At 49.9% G+C, this 16,313-nt stretch carries 19 protein-coding genes and 1 tRNA gene; 1 reads left to right on the top strand and 19 read right to left on the bottom strand.

Annotated elements, in window-relative coordinates:
• Positions 1-318: 318 nt before the first annotated feature.
• From aroH to EDM58_RS04495, 15 genes are all read right to left on the bottom strand, one after another.
• The gene (aroH, locus tag EDM58_RS04560; RefSeq protein WP_122912302.1) at positions 319-696 is read right to left on the bottom strand and encodes a chorismate mutase; all 378 of its coding nucleotides are present in this window, start codon (positions 694-696) and stop codon (positions 319-321) included.
• Positions 696-1,799 carry a 3-dehydroquinate synthase gene (aroB, locus tag EDM58_RS04555; protein ID WP_122912301.1) on the bottom strand — a complete coding sequence of 368 codons (1,104 nt, stop codon included), beginning with the start codon at positions 1,797-1,799 and terminating at the stop codon, positions 696-698. The genes aroH and aroB overlap by 1 nt, the downstream gene beginning before the upstream one ends.
• Complete coding sequence (gene aroC, locus EDM58_RS04550; RefSeq protein WP_122912300.1) at positions 1,799-2,959, bottom strand: chorismate synthase; 1,161 nt, start codon at positions 2,957-2,959, stop codon at positions 1,799-1,801. Before aroC ends, aroB begins: the two co-directional genes overlap by 1 nt.
• Positions 2,960-3,163: 204 nt before the next feature.
• Entirely contained in the window at positions 3,164-3,331 is a 168-nt protein-coding gene (locus EDM58_RS25615) for a hypothetical protein (RefSeq protein ID WP_183187420.1), read from the bottom strand.
• Positions 3,332-3,406: 75 nt separating this feature from the next.
• Entirely contained in the window at positions 3,407-4,180 is a 774-nt protein-coding gene (locus EDM58_RS04545; RefSeq protein ID WP_122912342.1) for a CheR family methyltransferase, read from the bottom strand.
• A gap of 149 nt (positions 4,181-4,329) precedes the next feature.
• Entirely contained in the window at positions 4,330-4,773 is a 444-nt protein-coding gene (gene ndk / locus EDM58_RS04540; RefSeq protein WP_122912299.1) for a nucleoside-diphosphate kinase, read from the bottom strand.
• Positions 4,774-4,879: 106 nt separating this feature from the next.
• Positions 4,880-5,845, bottom strand: coding sequence for a polyprenyl synthetase family protein (locus tag EDM58_RS04535; protein ID WP_122912298.1), 966 nt, complete (start codon positions 5,843-5,845; stop codon positions 4,880-4,882).
• A 129-nt stretch (positions 5,846-5,974) separates the two neighbouring features.
• A complete protein-coding gene (locus EDM58_RS04530; protein WP_122912297.1) occupies positions 5,975-6,571 on the bottom strand; it encodes a UbiX family flavin prenyltransferase in 597 nt (198 codons plus the stop codon).
• Positions 6,568-7,437 carry a UbiA-like polyprenyltransferase gene (locus tag EDM58_RS04525; protein ID WP_122912296.1) on the bottom strand — a complete coding sequence of 290 codons (870 nt, stop codon included), beginning with the start codon at positions 7,435-7,437 and terminating at the stop codon, positions 6,568-6,570. Before EDM58_RS04525 ends, EDM58_RS04530 begins: the two co-directional genes overlap by 4 nt.
• Positions 7,438-7,514: 77 nt before the next feature.
• Entirely contained in the window at positions 7,515-8,225 is a 711-nt protein-coding gene (locus tag EDM58_RS04520) for a demethylmenaquinone methyltransferase (protein ID WP_183187419.1), read from the bottom strand.
• Between the two features lie 18 nt (positions 8,226-8,243).
• The gene (locus EDM58_RS04515; RefSeq protein WP_122912294.1) at positions 8,244-9,080 is read right to left on the bottom strand and encodes a heptaprenyl diphosphate synthase component 1; all 837 of its coding nucleotides are present in this window, start codon (positions 9,078-9,080) and stop codon (positions 8,244-8,246) included.
• 115 nt (positions 9,081-9,195) lie between these two features.
• The gene (locus tag EDM58_RS04510; protein WP_122912293.1) at positions 9,196-9,711 is read right to left on the bottom strand and encodes a hypothetical protein; all 516 of its coding nucleotides are present in this window, start codon (positions 9,709-9,711) and stop codon (positions 9,196-9,198) included.
• Positions 9,712-9,781: 70 nt separating this feature from the next.
• Positions 9,782-10,012 (bottom strand): trp RNA-binding attenuation protein MtrB, encoded by a 231-nt coding sequence (mtrB, locus tag EDM58_RS04505; protein WP_122912292.1) that lies wholly within the window; start codon positions 10,010-10,012, stop codon positions 9,782-9,784.
• A 28-nt stretch (positions 10,013-10,040) separates the two neighbouring features.
• The gene (locus EDM58_RS04500; RefSeq protein WP_122912341.1) at positions 10,041-10,709 is read right to left on the bottom strand and encodes a lytic transglycosylase domain-containing protein; all 669 of its coding nucleotides are present in this window, start codon (positions 10,707-10,709) and stop codon (positions 10,041-10,043) included.
• 136 nt (positions 10,710-10,845) lie between these two features.
• A tRNA-Pro gene (locus EDM58_RS04495) sits at positions 10,846-10,922 on the bottom strand.
• 268 nt (positions 10,923-11,190) lie between these two features.
• Here EDM58_RS04495 and EDM58_RS04490 point away from each other — a divergent pair.
• Positions 11,191-11,694 carry a hypothetical protein gene (locus EDM58_RS04490; RefSeq protein WP_122912291.1) on the top strand — a complete coding sequence of 168 codons (504 nt, stop codon included), beginning with the start codon at positions 11,191-11,193 and terminating at the stop codon, positions 11,692-11,694.
• 79 nt (positions 11,695-11,773) lie between these two features.
• Here EDM58_RS04490 and EDM58_RS04485 read toward each other — a convergent pair whose 3' ends face one another.
• From EDM58_RS04485 to spoIVA, 4 genes are all read right to left on the bottom strand, one after another.
• On the bottom strand, positions 11,774-13,276 hold the full coding sequence (locus EDM58_RS04485; RefSeq protein ID WP_122912290.1) for a hypothetical protein: 1,503 nt from the start codon (positions 13,274-13,276) through the stop codon (positions 11,774-11,776).
• A gap of 131 nt (positions 13,277-13,407) precedes the next feature.
• Complete coding sequence (folE, locus tag EDM58_RS04480; protein WP_122912289.1) at positions 13,408-13,971, bottom strand: GTP cyclohydrolase I FolE; 564 nt, start codon at positions 13,969-13,971, stop codon at positions 13,408-13,410.
• Positions 13,972-14,213: 242 nt separating this feature from the next.
• Positions 14,214-14,486: an HU family DNA-binding protein gene (locus EDM58_RS04475; RefSeq protein WP_023554438.1), complete on the bottom strand. Its 273-nt coding sequence runs from the start codon at positions 14,484-14,486 to the stop codon at positions 14,214-14,216.
• Positions 14,487-14,727: 241 nt separating this feature from the next.
• Complete coding sequence (spoIVA, locus tag EDM58_RS04470; protein ID WP_031305337.1) at positions 14,728-16,206, bottom strand: stage IV sporulation protein A; 1,479 nt, start codon at positions 16,204-16,206, stop codon at positions 14,728-14,730.
• Positions 16,207-16,313: the final 107 nt, after the last annotated feature.

Below are 16,313 nucleotides of genomic sequence, written 5' to 3'. Positions count from 1 at the left end.
AGAGGTAGGGGGAGAAAATAATAAAAAAACCCAGGAAAAGACCTGGATTGGGTGTGTGTTCATACCCAGCCTGCTCTTCTCTTCTCTCCTCAACCTAACTCATCTCAACTCTGCTCTTCTCTACTCTCAGCCGGCATACTGCTATTCATACCGGGTAAAACGTCTCATCTGCCTCCCGCTCCTCTGTGAGCGGCTAAGGCTACTCAAAACTCATCTTGTGGAAAAACGAGGCGCTCTCGTTTTTACTATGGTAAAAGAGAGCGCCGCTCTTGTCAACTCTGTAGTGAAAAATGAATCGTTTCGATGGGGAAAATCCGGTCAGGACCGGTTGGTCAAATCAGGACGCAGCTTGACGGCATCGCGCAAAAAGACGTGTTGAATCTCCTTGGCCGATTTGTCCGTGTTCACATGCATGATCACACGCACGCACATAGGCAAGCTGCCTGGTACAGGAATCTCGCGCATGCACATCAACGGCACGTACGCCCAATCTTCCCCTTCCAACAGACGAGCTGCTTGCGCTGGAAATACCGAGCTGACGTCCTCGGTCGTGGTGAACAGCATGCTTGCAATGTCTTCTGCAGCCAGTTCATTGCGCGCAATGATTTCCTCCAGCATAAGCTTGGTTGCCGATATGACTTCTTCTCGCGTATCCTTCTCTACAGTAATGGCTCCTCGAATTGCTCGCACTCCCATTATTTTGCCTCCGCTTCTTCTCTCATCACACTAAGGATGTCATTTTCATCAATCTCTTTGACGACTTCGACACTGCCGATGGCACGCGGCAAAATAAGCGCCAGCTTGCCTCCCACAGTCTTTTTATCGCGTTTCATCGCTTCCAGTACAGCATCCGGCGACATGCCCGCAGGCCAGGTGGTGGGCAGGTGGTAGAGGCCAAGCACTCGCGCCGTACGTGCATAGGTACCGGACTTGGCAAAGCCGATGCGTTCAGCCAGCCTCGCCGCCGCACACATTCCGATGGAGATCGCTTCCCCATGGTTGAGGATGGAATACGATGACAAGGCTTCAAAGGCATGGCCAAAGGTATGCCCCAGATTCAGCAAGGCGCGCTGTCCCTGCTCCGTCTCATCCTCGGAGACGATGGCAGCCTTGACCCGGCAGCCTTGGTAGATCGCTTTTGCAATCGCATCTGCCTCCAATGCCCCCAATCGGTCTGCTTCCTGCTCCAGCCAGCTCACGAAGGTTTCGTCCGCAATCAATCCATGCTTGATGACCTCGGCAAAACCCGCCGCAATCTCCCGCTTGGGCAATGTCTGCAAGGTAGCTGTATCATAAATCACCGCTTTGGGCTGATGAAAAGCGCCGATCAGATTTTTGCCCAGGGAATGGTTGATCGCCACTTTTCCGCCGACGGAGCTATCGTGCGCCAGCAAAGAGGTTGGGAGCTGCACGAAATCAATTCCGCGCATGTAAGTCGCTGCCACAAACCCTGCCAAGTCGCCGACCACGCCTCCGCCCAGTGCCAGAATGGCAGACTTGCGATCCAACCCAGCTTTGATTGCCTCGGTCATGACGTTTTCATAGACAGCCAGGCTTTTGGATTGTTCGCCGGGCTCGATCACTTTGGCCACGACCGAATACCCTGATGCCTCCAGCTCGGCTTGAAGCGAAGCGAGATAGTGTGCTGCTACATGCTGATCGGTAATGATCATCAGCTTGCTTTTGGACATAATCCCTACCTCTTGCAACAAAGCTGAAGCACGCTGCAAGAGATGTTCCCCTATCAATATCGGATAGGATCGTTCTCCCAACTCTACTTTCAATGTTTGCATGCTCATCAGAATTTCTCCGTGTAGGCGCGATATTGGCTTACGTTCTCCAGCATGTCGTCCATGGAATCAGACGGGAACTTCTCGCACATTGCCCGCGCGATTTCCCATGCCACGACAGCCTCGGCTACGACGCTTGCAGCAGGCACCGCACAGCTGTCCGATCGCTCAACACTGGCAGAGAACGCTTCATGCGTATCGATATCGACGCTCATCAATGGTTTGTACAAGGTCGGGATCGGTTTCATCACGCCGCGGACAACGATTGGCATACCGGTTGTCATGCCTCCCTCCAGTCCGCCTGCCCGATTGGATTTGCGGCTGTAGCCGGTCTGTTCGTTCCAGGAGATCTCGTCATGCACCTGAGAGCCGGGACGTCCGGCCGCTTCAAAACCGATGCCGATCTCTACACCTTTGAAGGCCTGAATGCTCATGATCGCTTGTGCCAGACGCCCATCCAGCTTGCGATCCCATTGCACGTGGCTTCCCAGTCCAATCGGCACGCCATCTACGATCACTTCCACGATGCCGCCAAGCGAATCTCCATCTTCCTTGGCCTTGTCGATCAATGCCATCATTTTCGGCTCTGCCTCTTTATCCAAGCAACGGACCGGCGATTCCTCGGTACGCGCAATCAATTCTTCCAAGCTGACATCCTGGCGTTCTGCCACGACATCGCCGATTTGCAGAACCTGTCCGCCGACGCGGATGCCGAATGCCGCCAGCAATTGCCGGGCCACAGCGCCAACCGCCACGCGAATGGTCGTCTCACGGGCACTGGAACGTTCCAGAATATTTCGCATATCGCGCTGATGGTATTTAATCGCTCCGTTCAGATCCGCATGGCCTGGCCGCGGACGGGAAACCCGGCGCTTTTCCTCCGCGCCCTCTACAGGCTCGACACTCATAATACCTTGCCAGTGGGTCCAATCTCTGTTTTCCACTACGAGTGTAATAGGCGCTCCCGTCGTATAGCCGTGACGCACACCAGAGACGACCTTCACTTGATCTTTCTCGATTTGCATCCGTCTGCCGCGTCCATGTCCTTTTTGACGGCGGGCCAGTTGTTCGTTAATCGCATCTACAGAAAACGGCAGATTGCTGGGAACCCCTTCAATAATTGCCGTTAATTGCGGTCCGTGTGATTCACCTGCTGTCAAATAACGCATCCCTTGCTTCCTCCATCCTTTTGGCGCTCCTGCACACCGTCAAAGCCCTATCATCAGGACGCCTTTCTTTATCACTTTTAAGCGCTATAATATCATACCTGCCATCCTGTGAAAATATAAAAGTGGCAATCCATATGGGATCCGCCTTCTTTTACGGAAAAACGCTCCTCCCAATAAGGAGAAGCGCAACGGTCTATCACATACTCAGAAGTGATCCACGATCATGTAGGGATTTTGACTAAGCGGACGTCGGTGGTTTTCAGTTCGCATCAGATCATCTAGTTGCGTCTGCTCCGCACCGAGTATTTGCCCACATTCTTGCAGCGTAATCAGGCCCCGACGATATGCTTCGATGACTTTCTGCTTATCCATCTGCATCCTCCCATACTAGTAGGTATTCCTAGTCTTGGAAGAAAAGAGCAGGGTTATACCTCCAGTAGGGTTGAATCATCCCATTTTCCGATAAAAAAACGTATCTTCTGCTTCAAGTTGATATTGATGCGGCTGAAAAATTTGCTCCGTGCTGCCGACGAACAGGACGCCGCCCGGTTTTAGTGCGCGGCTGAACTTTTGATAGAGCTCATGTTTGGCTTCTTCGGTAAAATAGATCATGACATTGCGGCAAATGATCAAATCAAATTGTGATTCAAAAGGATCTGCCAACAGATTGTGCTTCTTGAAAGTCACCTTGTTTTTCACTTCGTCCAAGATCCGGTAACTGTGCGTGTCCTTGGCAAAGTACTTCGAGACCAGGTCTGGCGGGCAGTCCTGCAGCGAACGGTCCGTGTACACTCCCTGCTTCGCTTTAGCCAGCGCCCCCTCATCGATGTCTGTTGCGAGCAAAGTTGCATCTACTTTTTTGCGCAGCAGGATGAGCGAAAGCGTATAGGGTTCCTCCCCTGTCGAGCAGGCGGCGCTCCAGCATTTGATGCGACTCGACTGCTTGGTCAATCTTGGCAGGATTTTGTTCTCCAGCACATCCCACCTGCCCGGATTGCGGAAAAACTCGGATACATTGATTGTCATTCGATCCAAAAACTCATAGAATAGCTCTTTGTCTTTGGAGATGGCCTCGAAGTATTGCGCGAACGTAGAATAGCCGCGTTTGAGCCGCAGAGAAGTCAAACGGCGCTTCATTTGCGCTTCCTTGTAGAGGGCTAGGTCTATACCAGTCATTTTTTTTACACTTAGGATAAATTGTAGAAAGTCCTTATCTTCCATATCAGCCATCCGCCATCCATCCTCTTTCCAATATCATTCATGCTATTCTCTAGAATATCGGCAAAACCCTATCGAGTTTGTAGCGAATTGTGACAAAAATAGAAAAAGACCCCAACATCGGGTCTTTTTCTGAATCCCAAGATTCCGGATTAGATCCAAGCTTGGATCGTTTTGTCATACGCCAGCACTTCATCTTTGGAGAACCACAATGCGATTTCACGCTCTGCGCTTTCAGGGGAATCGGAACCATGAATGATGTTCATGCCGACAGAAGTTGCGAAATCGCCGCGGATTGTACCGGAAGCTGCGTCAGCAGGGTTTGTTTTGCCCATCATGGAGCGAGCGTTGGCGATGACGTTGTTTCCTTGCCATACCATCGCGAATACAGGACCGGAAGTGATGAAATCTACCAATTCGCCAAAGAACGGACGCTCTTTGTGCTCAGCGTAGTGTTTTTCAGCCAGCTCGCGGCTTACTGTCATCAATTTTGCTCCTACCAGTTGGTATCCTTTTTTCTCGAAGCGGGAAACGATCTCCCCGACCAGGTTACGTTGTACGCCATCAGGTTTTACCATAAGGAATGTTTTTTCCATTGTAAGTATGCCTCCATTACCGCTATGTATTGGTGAGTGTAATCACACCACCGCAAATTTTATCAAAACAGTGGTTCGCAAGCAACAGCATGACCAAGAAATTTGTTTAAAATTTACGTTCAATGATAAAGTCGGCGATTCCCAGAAGAGAAGTTTTCGCCTGATTATCCGGCAAATCAGCCAAAACTGCGCGCGCACGAGCGATGTAGCGCTCCGCCAGTTTCTGCGAAAAGCCGATTCCTTCGTCATTGCGAACCATATGGACCGCTTCATGGACATGATCCCAAAACGTTTGCTCGGCGATCCACGTCTGGAATTGCTCGCGTGAGCGTCCGTAATGCGCGGAATAGAGCGCTGGAAGAGTGATGTTTCCGTTGAGCAGATCGCTGCCTGCCGGCTTCCCTAGCTGTTTTTCCGTACCGGTAAAGTCAAGGATGTCGTCGGTGATTTGAAAAGCCATCCCGACATTGTAGCCATACCAGTACATTTTGCGGACAATCTCATCTGCAGCTCCGCTCGCAATCGCCCCCATCTGGCAACTGATCGCGATGAGGAGCGCTGTTTTGCGCTTGATTCTGCGCAGATAGGTGCGGAAATTCTGGTTCCAGTTGTTCAAATCCTTCACTTGCTCGATCTCGCCCTTGCAAACCTCCACCATGGCGTGTGCAAGAATTCGATGCAATTGAGGGATCGGTAGTTGTGCTGCGATAGCCAAGGCACGCGCGAGTATATAATCCCCTGCATACATGGCGACCTTGTTGTCCCATTTGGTGCGGACTGTTTCCCGTCCGCGTCTTTTGTCCGCATCATCAATCACATCGTCGTGAACCAATGTCGCCATGTGAATCAACTCTAGCGGTACTGCGACGTGCTTGAGCTTTTTGATATCGTAATTTCCCCATTTGCCGCCGAGCAGAACAAAAACCGGACGAATCCGCTTCCCTCCGGCCTTCAGCAAATGCGTAGAGGACTGGTATAGCTCCCGCACTTCGGTGTCGATGGACTTTTCCAGTTCATCCTCAATGTACTGGACGTCCTTTTTCATCTTGAAGTAAATTTCGACAAGGTTCATCCGTCCCACCTATTTCATCGACGTAGTATTGATCGGTGTCGCCTGCAGAGTCCCGCTCTCTAGAAAGTCCTGCTCCCCTGTAACGGGGATGCCCTGTGGCGCGTATTCCTTGGTATAGAAGCTTCGGACCTACTCTCCCCAGCGGCGAAACAGCGCATGGGGAACATCCAGCGCATCCAAAGCTTTGCCCACAACAAAGTTGATCAGATCATCCATCGTTTGCGGCTTCTGATAATATCCGGGCATCGCTGGAAGTATTTTTACCCCCAGACGAGAAAGCTTGAGCATATTCTCCAGGTGAATGGCATTGAGCGGCGTCTCGCGGGGCACGATGACAAGTCGGCGCCCTTCCTTCAACATCACGTCAGCGACCCGTTCCAGCAAATTGCCGGAGGCGCCTTGTGCCAATCCAGATACCGTCCCCATCGAGCAGGGAACCACGATCATCCCGTCACAGCGGTAGGAACCGCTCGCGGCAGGACATCGAAAATCACGCAATCCCCAGTACTGAAGCACACCGGGAAAATCCTGCTGCAGCTTTTCCTGCAGCAGGGCCTCCCGATCCTGCGTATCCCAGTCCAATTCGTCGCGAAAAACCTGCCAGCCTGCTTCCGTGATCATCAAATGAACGAGATGTCCTGCCCTCAGCAGCTCCTGAACCAGACGAACGCCGTAGATGGCGCCGCTTGCTCCTGTAATTCCGACAGCCCATTTTTGTTGAGTCATGTGATCACCAAATCAATCATGGTAAAAACAAACATGACAACACTCAAAATCCCATTCATATTGAAGAATGCAACATCCACTTTCGAGAGGTCTGTAGGCTTGACCAAGCTGTGCTCATAGATCAGAATCGCTCCGGAAATCAGCACCCCAATCAGGAACCAGAACGACAGATCCGCCATGGCATAAAGTGAAACCAGCCCGACAAATGTAAGGACATGGCACATTCTCGCCACGAGCAGCGCATTGGCAACCCCGAAGCGGCTAGGCATGGAGTACAAGCCTTCTTTGCGGTCGAAATCCGCATCCTGGCAAGCGTAGATAATATCAAAGCCAGCCGTCCAGAACATGACGGAAGCAAACAGCAAGAGTCCTGTTATATCAACCTGACCAGTCGTAGCCACCCAGCCGCCCAACGGACCGAAGCCGATGGCGACCCCGAGAACAAAGTGACAAAGCCAGGTAAAGCGCTTCGTATAAGAGTACAGCACGAGAACAAATACCGCCAATGGCAGAAGCTTCACTGCCAAATCGTTTAACTGGAATGCTGCGATAAACAACACCAGGAAAGAAACGACGATAAAGACAAGAACTTCTATCACAGAAATCAATCCGGCTGGAATCGCACGTGTCTCCGTACGCGGATTTTTGGCATCGATGAAACGGTCAATCAACCGGTTGAGCGACATCGCTGCGCTGCGGGCCCCTACCATGGCTACCGTCACCCAAAAAATCTCCATCCAGGTAGGCCAGGTGCCTTCTACTACAATGCTGCCCAGTACCGCTCCCATAAACGCGAAGGGCAATGCAAAGATCGAGTGTTCAAATTTTATCATTTCCAATATGATTTTCAACTTGCGAAGAGCCATGCGATACACTTCCTATTCCCATTAGAAAACTTGGCTATACCGAGCCTTGGCTGCATGACAGGCAAAATCCCCTTTGGTCAAGGTGTTGGTTTTGTCCCCATATGCAAGGCTGCTACGCCTCCCATGAACAGCTTGATTTGAACAGGGTCGAGCCCTGCCTTTTGGAACATTCCCGCCAGTTCGCGACTGTCCGGAAAATTCGTCAATGATTGCGGCAGCCAAGCGTACTGCTCGTACTTGTTTACAGTCAATTTGGCGACGAATGGCAATATGTGGTAAAAATAAAGGTAGAACAGCTGGCGATAGGGCTTGAAAGGAGGTTTGGAAACTTCGAGTGAAACCACTTTCCCTCCTGGCTTGACCACTCTGGTCATTTCCTTCAGCACTGTCTGCACATCAGGCACATTGCGAAGGGCAAAGCCAATCGTCACAAAGTCAAAGGTATTATCCTCGTAAGGCAGATTCATCGCATCGGCATTTACGAGCGAAACGACCTGGTCCTGCTTGTGTTTTGACACCTTGTAAGCTCCGACATCCAGCATGTTCTGGCTAAAGTCCAGGCCCACTACCCGGCCTGTCGGACCTACTGCCTGTGCCAGCGCAATGGTCCAGTCGCATGTGCCGCAAGCAACATCCAAAGCTGTTTGACCAGGCTGAATATTCATTTGCTTCATGGTATAGTTTCGCCAGGCTACATGGCTGCCGAAACTGATGACGTTGTTCATTTTGTCGTAATCGTCCGCAATGCTTTCAAAGACGGAGTGAACAAACTGCGCCTTATCTTTCATGTGTGTCTGCTCCAAAGCTTACAACTCCTCAATGACCCGTTTCAATCGGTTCACCCGATGTGCATAACGAGCCGTAATGGCTGCCAGCATGTTACGCGTTTCCACGGGATGGAGATTCCGGGCCATCTGTTCACACATGCCGATCATATCCAATGCTTTTGTTTCAATGCTGTACAAAACCTGCGTGATCGTAGCCCCTGGTTTTTGCAACAGCAGCCTGGAGAAGCCAAAAGGTGGTTGCTGCTGCCACTTCAAATGCTCCCACTCTCCGATGACACTCTCCACCGTAGCCGTATCCCGAAAGAGATCAATCCAGAATTGCCGGGTATCCTCTCGTGTAGCGTACTCCTGCACAATCGCAACATAAAGGCCCGTATCGATCATATTGCGCAATTCCCAGTACTCTTCATCGGAGAAAAGCCTGCCGTCTTTGCCTGCGATATACAGCCTCATTTTGGCTTCGTTCACGCGCTGGACAGCGCCAGACAATACTTCGACCGCCTTTATCTCTCCTGCCTCGGCCAACAATTGATAGTAACGGCTGCTGTAATAATCTCCGGCCAGCACCGTTAATTGTCGATTACGTTCTGCCGCTTCCGTCTTTTCATAGGTGTTGGTCACAAGTTCATGCATGTCCAATCCCAGTTGGACGAGCCCAGTCGCTGTGCAGAGTATGGTGGCGCGTTCCTTGTTCATGCCCTGTTCCAAAAGAAAATGAAACAACAAGGAGAGTCTGCTCTCCGAAAGCGCGGGAACATCCACGTATTTCTCTACATAGGATTGGGTGGTTCGCTTGTAGATTTGTTCGATAATGTTGCGAACTTCTTCTACAGTTGGAGTTTGTTCTCTGCTCATGCGTCCTCCTCCACTAGCTGTACACAACCTGATGTCTTTCGCTTGTTCGTACACGTCCATTTTTCAAGCTGCCCGGTCAAAAGGCCGTCCTTACCATCATATCACACTTCGTTCCTCAGGGACTAATTCTCTCGTAAAAATAAGGGTCAATACGCACAGAAAAGGTTTCTTTTACGAAACCCGCTATCTCATCCGTCCCTTTCAAATTCCTGGCATGCCGGGAGTGCGTCTGCCGATCCGACTGAATCGCAACCAACAGGCGGTTTCCTCTCAAATAATCCCGATCTTCGAGCAAGCGAAAATAAACCTGGTTCACATTCCAAGTAAATGTAAACATTTGATTCGTTACGTTGTAAAAATCTTGATATACGAACGGAAGCTCCACATGCTGTTCCGGTTTTACGACGAGATCGACGTAAATCGAGGCATGATCCCATTTGATACGCTTAATATTATAATGTGTTGTAACCGTTGTAAACAAATCGAGCGTATTTTGCTCGGTTAGCCGGATCGGGGAAGAAGGCTGGAAAGTAGCCATATCAGCCTGTTTCCACCGATCGATCGGAATCAAAGATAGTACCAAGGCAAGCAATGAAGATACAGCGATCGCCAGAAATAGTCTTCTTGGCATCCGACATCCCTCCTCTCTCACCATTGTACAAACAAAAAAAGCAGGCTATGCCTGCTTTCCCATTCTTCCTCTATTCAGTCGTGTCGATGGTTCCGTGCTTGGAATAAATAAACGCGCTCCCTCTCACCTTGATCGCGGAGGTATGCTCGGTAAACTGCAAAATCATAACCTCACCCTTGTCCAGCTTTTCGGTATGGTGAAAACGCGTATCGGAGCCGCGAGTAAGTCCGATTACGTGTACACCATTTTCCTTCGCCTTCACGATGACGTAATCTTGTTGAAAGTTGGGTGTCTGGCTCATCTTCTGTCCTCCTTCTCGGCTAGCTGATCTACAAGCGGCTCAAGATTTTCTCTACATAGCGCTGCGTCTCTTGAGGAAGCAACGCGTATTTCTCCTTCAGCTCTTCGTCCGTAGTGATGCCGAGCCTGCTAACGCGGGTAGGACCAGCGTTGTATGCAGCCAAGGCCACTCCGATATTGCCATCGAACCGCTCCAGCAGGTTTTTGAGGTATTTGGTTCCCCCTGCGAGGTTCTCCTCCGGATCGTACACATTACGGACATGCATCGCCTGGGCGGTCCTGTCCATTAATTGCATCAATCCTTTCGCTCCTGCACCCGAGACCGCATAGGGATTAAAATTGGACTCCGCACGAACCACTTCGCGAACCAAATCTTCGTCTACCCCATGGGAACGAGCTGTCTTTTTGATTTTATCCAGGATGGACTGTATCGAAACATTGCTGACCTGGTCTGCCCCAACAGGCGTTCCGCTATACGGCCCGGCTGCGGAAGCTTCGTGCATGAAGCTCCAGTCAGATGCGCCATCGAGTTTGGATACGATCTCTTCTGCGCGGATCACGCGCTGGCCTGCATCCACCTGAGCCTGCAACAGATCAGCAAAAAGCGCATCTTCCGAAGTATAGGAATTCTGAGCGGCGGCCGTATCAAGATTTTGGAGTTGATAGTACATTGCTTGCGCCGATGCGGGTATCTTCATGACCTCAAACAACCTTTCCTACCTCTATCATCCCTCTATTATAGAAAAGATTGCGAGGGAATCCAAGAGGGGAATTGGAAAAAGTGGCCAAAAAAAAAGAAGCCCGGATCTTCGGGCTTCTTCATCGGTTATACAATGGTCGGAATGCAGGGATTCGAACCCTGGACCTCACCCACCCCAAGGGTGCGCGCTACCGGGCTGCGCCACATCCCGACGTTGGTCTGATCGTTCAGATCAAGTAATTACGTATTTGATTATACAATACAGGCGCTCAATGTTGCAAGAGAGAAAAGCGAATATCTTCCATATTTTTTTCATCCTATTGAAAGATTTGTACGAATACGAAATTCAAGTTGCACCTGGGACTACGGAACTCTTTCCTATATTGTAACCATTTTGTAATCCATGTTCCTGTCCATTTGCTAGAATGTGAGTGGTATCCAAAAATTTACAGATGGAACAAGGAAAGGAGGAAGCAACTTTGAAAAAGAAATGGTTTGTTGTGTCTAGCCTTGCGCTGCTTGTTGCTTGCGCAAGCTTTTTCTTCACGATTCAGCTTCGTGAGAATGACTCAGACATGATTGTCGAAGTAAGTATCCAAAGGACCCTTCAAGTTTTGGGAATCGAAACAGATATTGAGTCAATAAAGTCTTCACAATCAGTAAAAGATCGGACTTATTTTACTGATGGGGACGGAAAAAAATGGGTTTATATTGAGTATACCGATAGAACAGCATTCATAGAGGACATGGAAAACTACTACAATGGGGGGTTTATTGAATCCTTTATCGGAGTCCAAGCAAGCATAATGAGAAAACACTCACAAATAGGCGATTATATTCCAATCATCCTGCTGGACGAAGATTTACAGCAAGGCAGTTTCACATTCTCTCGAGATAGCGGAGAAACCTTATCCTTCCCAATCCATTATGAGTACATAAAAGGATGGGTATACGAAGAACCAATCCTCTTTGAATCAGCTTAATAACCATATGATGAGCCATCTTGAGGCAGATAAACACGAGACCATCCCTAAACTCTGGGATGGTCTCTTATCCGTTCTCTCAATCTGCCGCCTTCTCCAGCTGCCCCGTCGCCGCATTCAGGAAACGGCTCTCGGCAGAGAAAGAGGGAACGTACGCCAGCTTTGCCTGCTCGTCTTTCATCGTGCTGGCATTCAGGTAGACATACTGCAGCTCCAGAGAAATGGCGTCCAGCCAGGCCCTCTTCGCCTGATCCACGTTAATCACGGCAGGAGTCGCTGCTGAATACCGTTGGAACGAACGAGTGGTCATGGCGGAAAGCGTGTTTTGGCCTCGATCGAAAGACAGTGTCAAGATCGGCTTCGCTGCCCGTACGTCGCCATGCATCGGGTACAATTCGAACTGGTAATCGCTCGCAGCTTCCCCATCCGCGTAGCGCTTCTCTCTCAATACGTAATCCCCTTTTTCCAGGCTCGCATACGATTCTATGAAATGGCGTGCTTTTTGCTTTGCTTCATCCGCATTTTTGCCATTGGAAGCGGTGGTCTTTTCCGCATCCTCCATGTGGATGGTAAGCAGGGTCCCCGTATTCTCATCCGTTTCAAGAATCAGTATTCGATTTCCATCCGTTACGGTAAAAATCGTTTTGGCATCTTCATCCGGATGTTTTTGACGAGAGGTACGAACATTCAGCTTGCCAGCATCCAAGCCTGCATATGAGCTGGCAATTGCTTTCGCCTTATCAATGCTCATAGGTGCCGGCTTCTTGTCTTGATCCAATGCCCACTCTTCATCAACCGTTTCGTAAGGAACAGTTAGCTTCTGGCCTGTCTTGGCGTCGATTCGGCTGAATGGCGACGATTGGTAGCCGAACTTGCCCCGTTCGTCATCGTACACCAGCTCTACGGAAAGCAGATCTGCAAACGCTCGTTTGGCATCTTTGCTGTCGATGACGCCAGAGCGGGACGGGAGCATAGCTTCTCGCAGCTCGATCTCTTTGGTTTGGAAAGAGCGGAGATTTCCGGCTGCATCGACGATGACAGATGCTGCCTCTTTTTGGACCGTGATGTTATTGACGACGGGATAGAGCGGTATCGCAAACCAATCGATCCCTATCCTGGAGGGCTGCAGCCCAGCCCTGAGATCGCTGCCGAGAACCTGATTGACGAACCCTTCGGCCTCATTGACAGCAGTCCACTGGCTAATCGAGCCCTTATTCTCCTTTGCATCCCAGAAAGCGTCAAGCCGCTCCAGCTTTCCTCCTTTGGAAAGGCGCAATGCAACCGAACCCGGTTGATGCTTTTGTCCGATCTCCTCAGGATGCTGGCTCAATTGCACATCCCAAGCGTCCTCTCCCTTTTTTTGAATTTGAACGTCAAGCTTGTGCTGACTTCTGAAAAAGAATTCCGCCGTCTCTTCTACAATCCGCTTCGCTTTGGGGGGCAGCTGCTTTATCTGTTCCAAAGCTTCCTTCTCCATGGCTTTGGGACTGCTGGCTTGTGCGACTGACACAGGAGCAAGGGGAGCAGCAAGCAGAATCCCGGTGCAGACCCATTTGATCCATGAATGATGTACCCGTTTCATGTGCATCTCTCCTTTCTTTCTAATCCAAGCACATATTCCTGATTTTACCATAACAAAGAAAAGAATCCAAATTTTCCAGAATATAAAAAACACTCCCCGAAATGAGGAGTGTCTGGTATTCTTGTCATTTATTATACACGCATCAGGCTGAATACTTCTGCTCTGGCAGCCGCATCTTTTTCAAAGATTCCACGAACAGCCGAAGTGATCGTTTTGGAGCCGGGCTTTTTGATCCCGCGCATCGTCATGCACATATGCTCCGCCTCGATGACAACAACTACCCCATGCGGATCCAGCTTGCGCATCATCGAATCGGCAACGGTTGACGTGATCCGCTCCTGGAGCTGTGGTCGTTTGGCGACGACATCTACGGCACGGGCCAATTTGCTCAAGCCGACGACACGGCCTCCTCGTGGAATATATGCCACATGCGCCTTGCCAAAGAATGGAACGAGGTGATGCTCGCACATGGAATAGAACGGGATGTCCTTGACCATGACCATTTCCTCATGCTCTTCGCTGAATACGGTCTCGAAGTAGACTTCTTCATTGATGTGCATGCCTTCAAATACTTCCGCGTACATTTTTGCCACGCGTTTCGGCGTGTCCAGCAGCCCTTCCCGATCCGGGTTATCTCCTACGGCCTCCAAAATCATACGGACGGCCTGTTGAATTTTCTCCATATCAACGTTCATCCTGTACCTCCTAGCTTTTGGTTCTATTTGCACGATTCTATCTATCCGTACGAACCTATGACTTTTCTTTTGTTGGGTAAGATGTCCAAAAAACGAAACAAGGCCATCTTACCATATTCCTTGGTAAAAAACAAAAAATGAGTTCTTGCGACAGCACATTTGACAAATGCTCAAAAAGAAAAAAATCCACATCACGAAAATGTGGATTTTTTTATGTAAGTGTCCATTATCAGGCAATACGATTACTTGATGGAGTCTTTGAGTTGTTTACCTGGTTTGAACGCAGGTACTTTGCTGGAAGCGATTTCGATTTCTTCCCCTGTTTGTGGGTTACGGCCTTTACGAGCCGCACGCTCACGAACTTCGAAGTTACCGAAGCCGATCAGTTGGACTTTATCACCGGATTTCAGAGCATCAGCAATTGCATCCAGAACGGCATCAACTGCTTTTGTTGCATCTTTTTTGGTGAGTTCAGTGGTTTCCGCCACTTTTGCAATCAGTTCTGTTTTGTTCATTCTTGTTCACCTCCCCTCAAAGAACACCACAAGTCCTAGCTATTATTTTTCTTAACCGAAATGCGCGGTTTTATACACGTATTGGCTGTTTTTACCGCTCTGACAAGCTAATAGTAATACACCGATTTCTTAAATTCAAGTACCTCCTGTCGAAATTGAACGAAATACAAGAAAAAAAGGCATCCCATCACAGAGGGCGCCCCTTCTAATGCCTGTTTTTTTAGGTCTTTTTTCCCAACTCTTACAGGATAATTGCAATCAGTCCACCAGAGCCTTCGTTGATGATGCGTCCCAATGTTTCCTGCAATTTGTAGCGGGCATTGTCCGGCATCATGGTGATTTTGGCTTGGATGCCTTCCCTTACGATCGAGTGCAGGGATCTTCCAAAAATATCCGAATTCCAGATGGACAACGGATCTTTGTCGAAGTCTTGCATCAAATAGCGGACCAATTCTTCGCTTTGCTTCTCGGTGCCGATGATAGGAGCAAATTCAGACTCTACATCCACGCGAATCATATGAATGGAGGGTGCTGTTGCTTTCAATCTGACTCCGAAGCGCGGTCCTTGGCGAATGAGTTCGGGTTCGTCCAAGGTCATCTCATGCAACGACGGAGCGGCGATCCCGTAACCGGTGCTCCTGACCATATGTAGCGCTTCTGCTACCTGATCGTATTCACGTTTGGCGTGGGAGAATTCCTGCATGATTTTCAAGAGCTGATCCTTGCCGCTGATCTCGACTCCTACGATCTCCATCAAAATTTGATCGTACAGCTCATCTGGAGCGTAGAGATCGATTTCCGCAATCCCCTGGCCCATATGCATTCCCGCCAAGGAAGCATTCTCCACAAAGTCGTATTCATTGAAGAAGCCTACTACACGGTCCACGTCACGCAATCTGCGGATGTCCTGTACGGTTTCACGAACGGCTTCCTCATAGTTTTGACGCAGCCAGTGACCGCTCTCGAGCACCATCACCCAGCTCGGCAGATTGACATTGACCTCATGCACTGGGAATTCAAACAGCACTTCCCTCATCAGCAGCAGGATTTCCTGTTCTGTCATATGGTCTACGGAGAGAGCCACGACAGGCACATCGTATTTTTCCTGAAGCTGAACGCGCAGATTCTGTGCTTCTTCCGAGCGCGGACGTGTCGAGTTGACCACGATGACAAACGGTTTCCCTACTTCTTTCAATTCATTGACCACGCGCTCCTCGGCGTCGATGTATCCCACACGCGGAATCTCCGCGATGCTGCCGTCTGTCGTCACCACGATACCGATAGTGGAGTGCTCCTGGATGACCTTGCGCGTGCCTACTTCTGCCGCTTCCTCGAACGGGACTGGTTCTTCATACCACGGTGTATTCACCATGCGCGGCCCGTTGTCGTCCTCGAACCCTTTTGCCCCCTGTACCGTATATCCTACGCAGTCAACGAGGCGGACGTTGATGCTGAGACCTTCGGTAACATGGACATTGACAGCTTGGTTGGGAACAAATTTGGGCTCAGTCGTCATGATTGTTCGTCCGGAAGCGCTTTGCGGCAGTTCATCCGTCGCCCTGATCCGCTCTGCCTCTGATTGAATGTTGGGGATGACGACCTGCTCCATAAATCGCTTGATAAAGGTTGATTTTCCCGTACGAACCGGCCCTACCACACCAAGGTAGATGTCTCCGCCCGTCCGTTCGGCTATGTCTTTAAAGATGTCAACTCGTTCCACCATCGATGACCTCCTTCTATTTGTCTATTTTTACACTATGACCGTTTTTCCGAATTATCCCTGACCGCCAGCATTTTCCCGGGGATCTCGTACAAGTTCCGTGGACA

It is taken from the genome of Brevibacillus panacihumi (assembly GCF_003710985.1).
GTDB lineage: Bacteria > Bacillota > Bacilli > Brevibacillales > Brevibacillaceae > Brevibacillus > Brevibacillus panacihumi.
Note: the sequence above shows the minus strand (reverse complement) of the source record. Positions and strands in the feature narration are given on the sequence as shown.

What these genes read in the sequence shown, in the direction of transcription:
- aroH (WP_122912302.1), bottom strand. Translation starts at nt 696, where the DNA reads ATGGGAGTGCGAGCAATTCGAGGAGCCATTACTGTAGAGAAGGATACG.
- aroB (WP_122912301.1), bottom strand. Translation starts at nt 1,799, where the DNA reads ATGAGCATGCAAACATTGAAAGTAGAGTTGGGAGAACGATCCTATCCG.
- aroC (WP_122912300.1), bottom strand. Translation starts at nt 2,959, where the DNA reads ATGCGTTATTTGACAGCAGGTGAATCACACGGACCGCAATTAACGGCA.
- EDM58_RS25615 (WP_183187420.1), bottom strand. Translation starts at nt 3,331, where the DNA reads ATGGATAAGCAGAAAGTCATCGAAGCATATCGTCGGGGCCTGATTACG.
- EDM58_RS04545 (WP_122912342.1), bottom strand. Translation starts at nt 4,180, where the DNA reads ATGGAAGATAAGGACTTTCTACAATTTATCCTAAGTGTAAAAAAAATG.
- ndk (WP_122912299.1), bottom strand. Translation starts at nt 4,773, where the DNA reads ATGGAAAAAACATTCCTTATGGTAAAACCTGATGGCGTACAACGTAAC.
- EDM58_RS04535 (WP_122912298.1), bottom strand. Translation starts at nt 5,845, where the DNA reads ATGAACCTTGTCGAAATTTACTTCAAGATGAAAAAGGACGTCCAGTAC.
- EDM58_RS04530 (WP_122912297.1), bottom strand. Translation starts at nt 6,571, where the DNA reads ATGACTCAACAAAAATGGGCTGTCGGAATTACAGGAGCAAGCGGCGCC.
- EDM58_RS04525 (WP_122912296.1), bottom strand. Translation starts at nt 7,437, where the DNA reads ATGGCTCTTCGCAAGTTGAAAATCATATTGGAAATGATAAAATTTGAA.
- EDM58_RS04520 (WP_183187419.1), bottom strand. Translation starts at nt 8,225, where the DNA reads ATGAAAGATAAGGCGCAGTTTGTTCACTCCGTCTTTGAAAGCATTGCG.
- EDM58_RS04515 (WP_122912294.1), bottom strand. Translation starts at nt 9,080, where the DNA reads ATGAGCAGAGAACAAACTCCAACTGTAGAAGAAGTTCGCAACATTATC.
- EDM58_RS04510 (WP_122912293.1), bottom strand. Translation starts at nt 9,711, where the DNA reads ATGCCAAGAAGACTATTTCTGGCGATCGCTGTATCTTCATTGCTTGCC.
- mtrB (WP_122912292.1), bottom strand. Translation starts at nt 10,012, where the DNA reads ATGAGCCAGACACCCAACTTTCAACAAGATTACGTCATCGTGAAGGCG.
- EDM58_RS04500 (WP_122912341.1), bottom strand. Translation starts at nt 10,709, where the DNA reads ATGAAGATACCCGCATCGGCGCAAGCAATGTACTATCAACTCCAAAAT.
- EDM58_RS04485 (WP_122912290.1), bottom strand. Translation starts at nt 13,276, where the DNA reads ATGAAACGGGTACATCATTCATGGATCAAATGGGTCTGCACCGGGATT.
- folE (WP_122912289.1), bottom strand. Translation starts at nt 13,971, where the DNA reads ATGAACGTTGATATGGAGAAAATTCAACAGGCCGTCCGTATGATTTTG.
- EDM58_RS04475 (WP_023554438.1), bottom strand. Translation starts at nt 14,486, where the DNA reads ATGAACAAAACAGAACTGATTGCAAAAGTGGCGGAAACCACTGAACTC.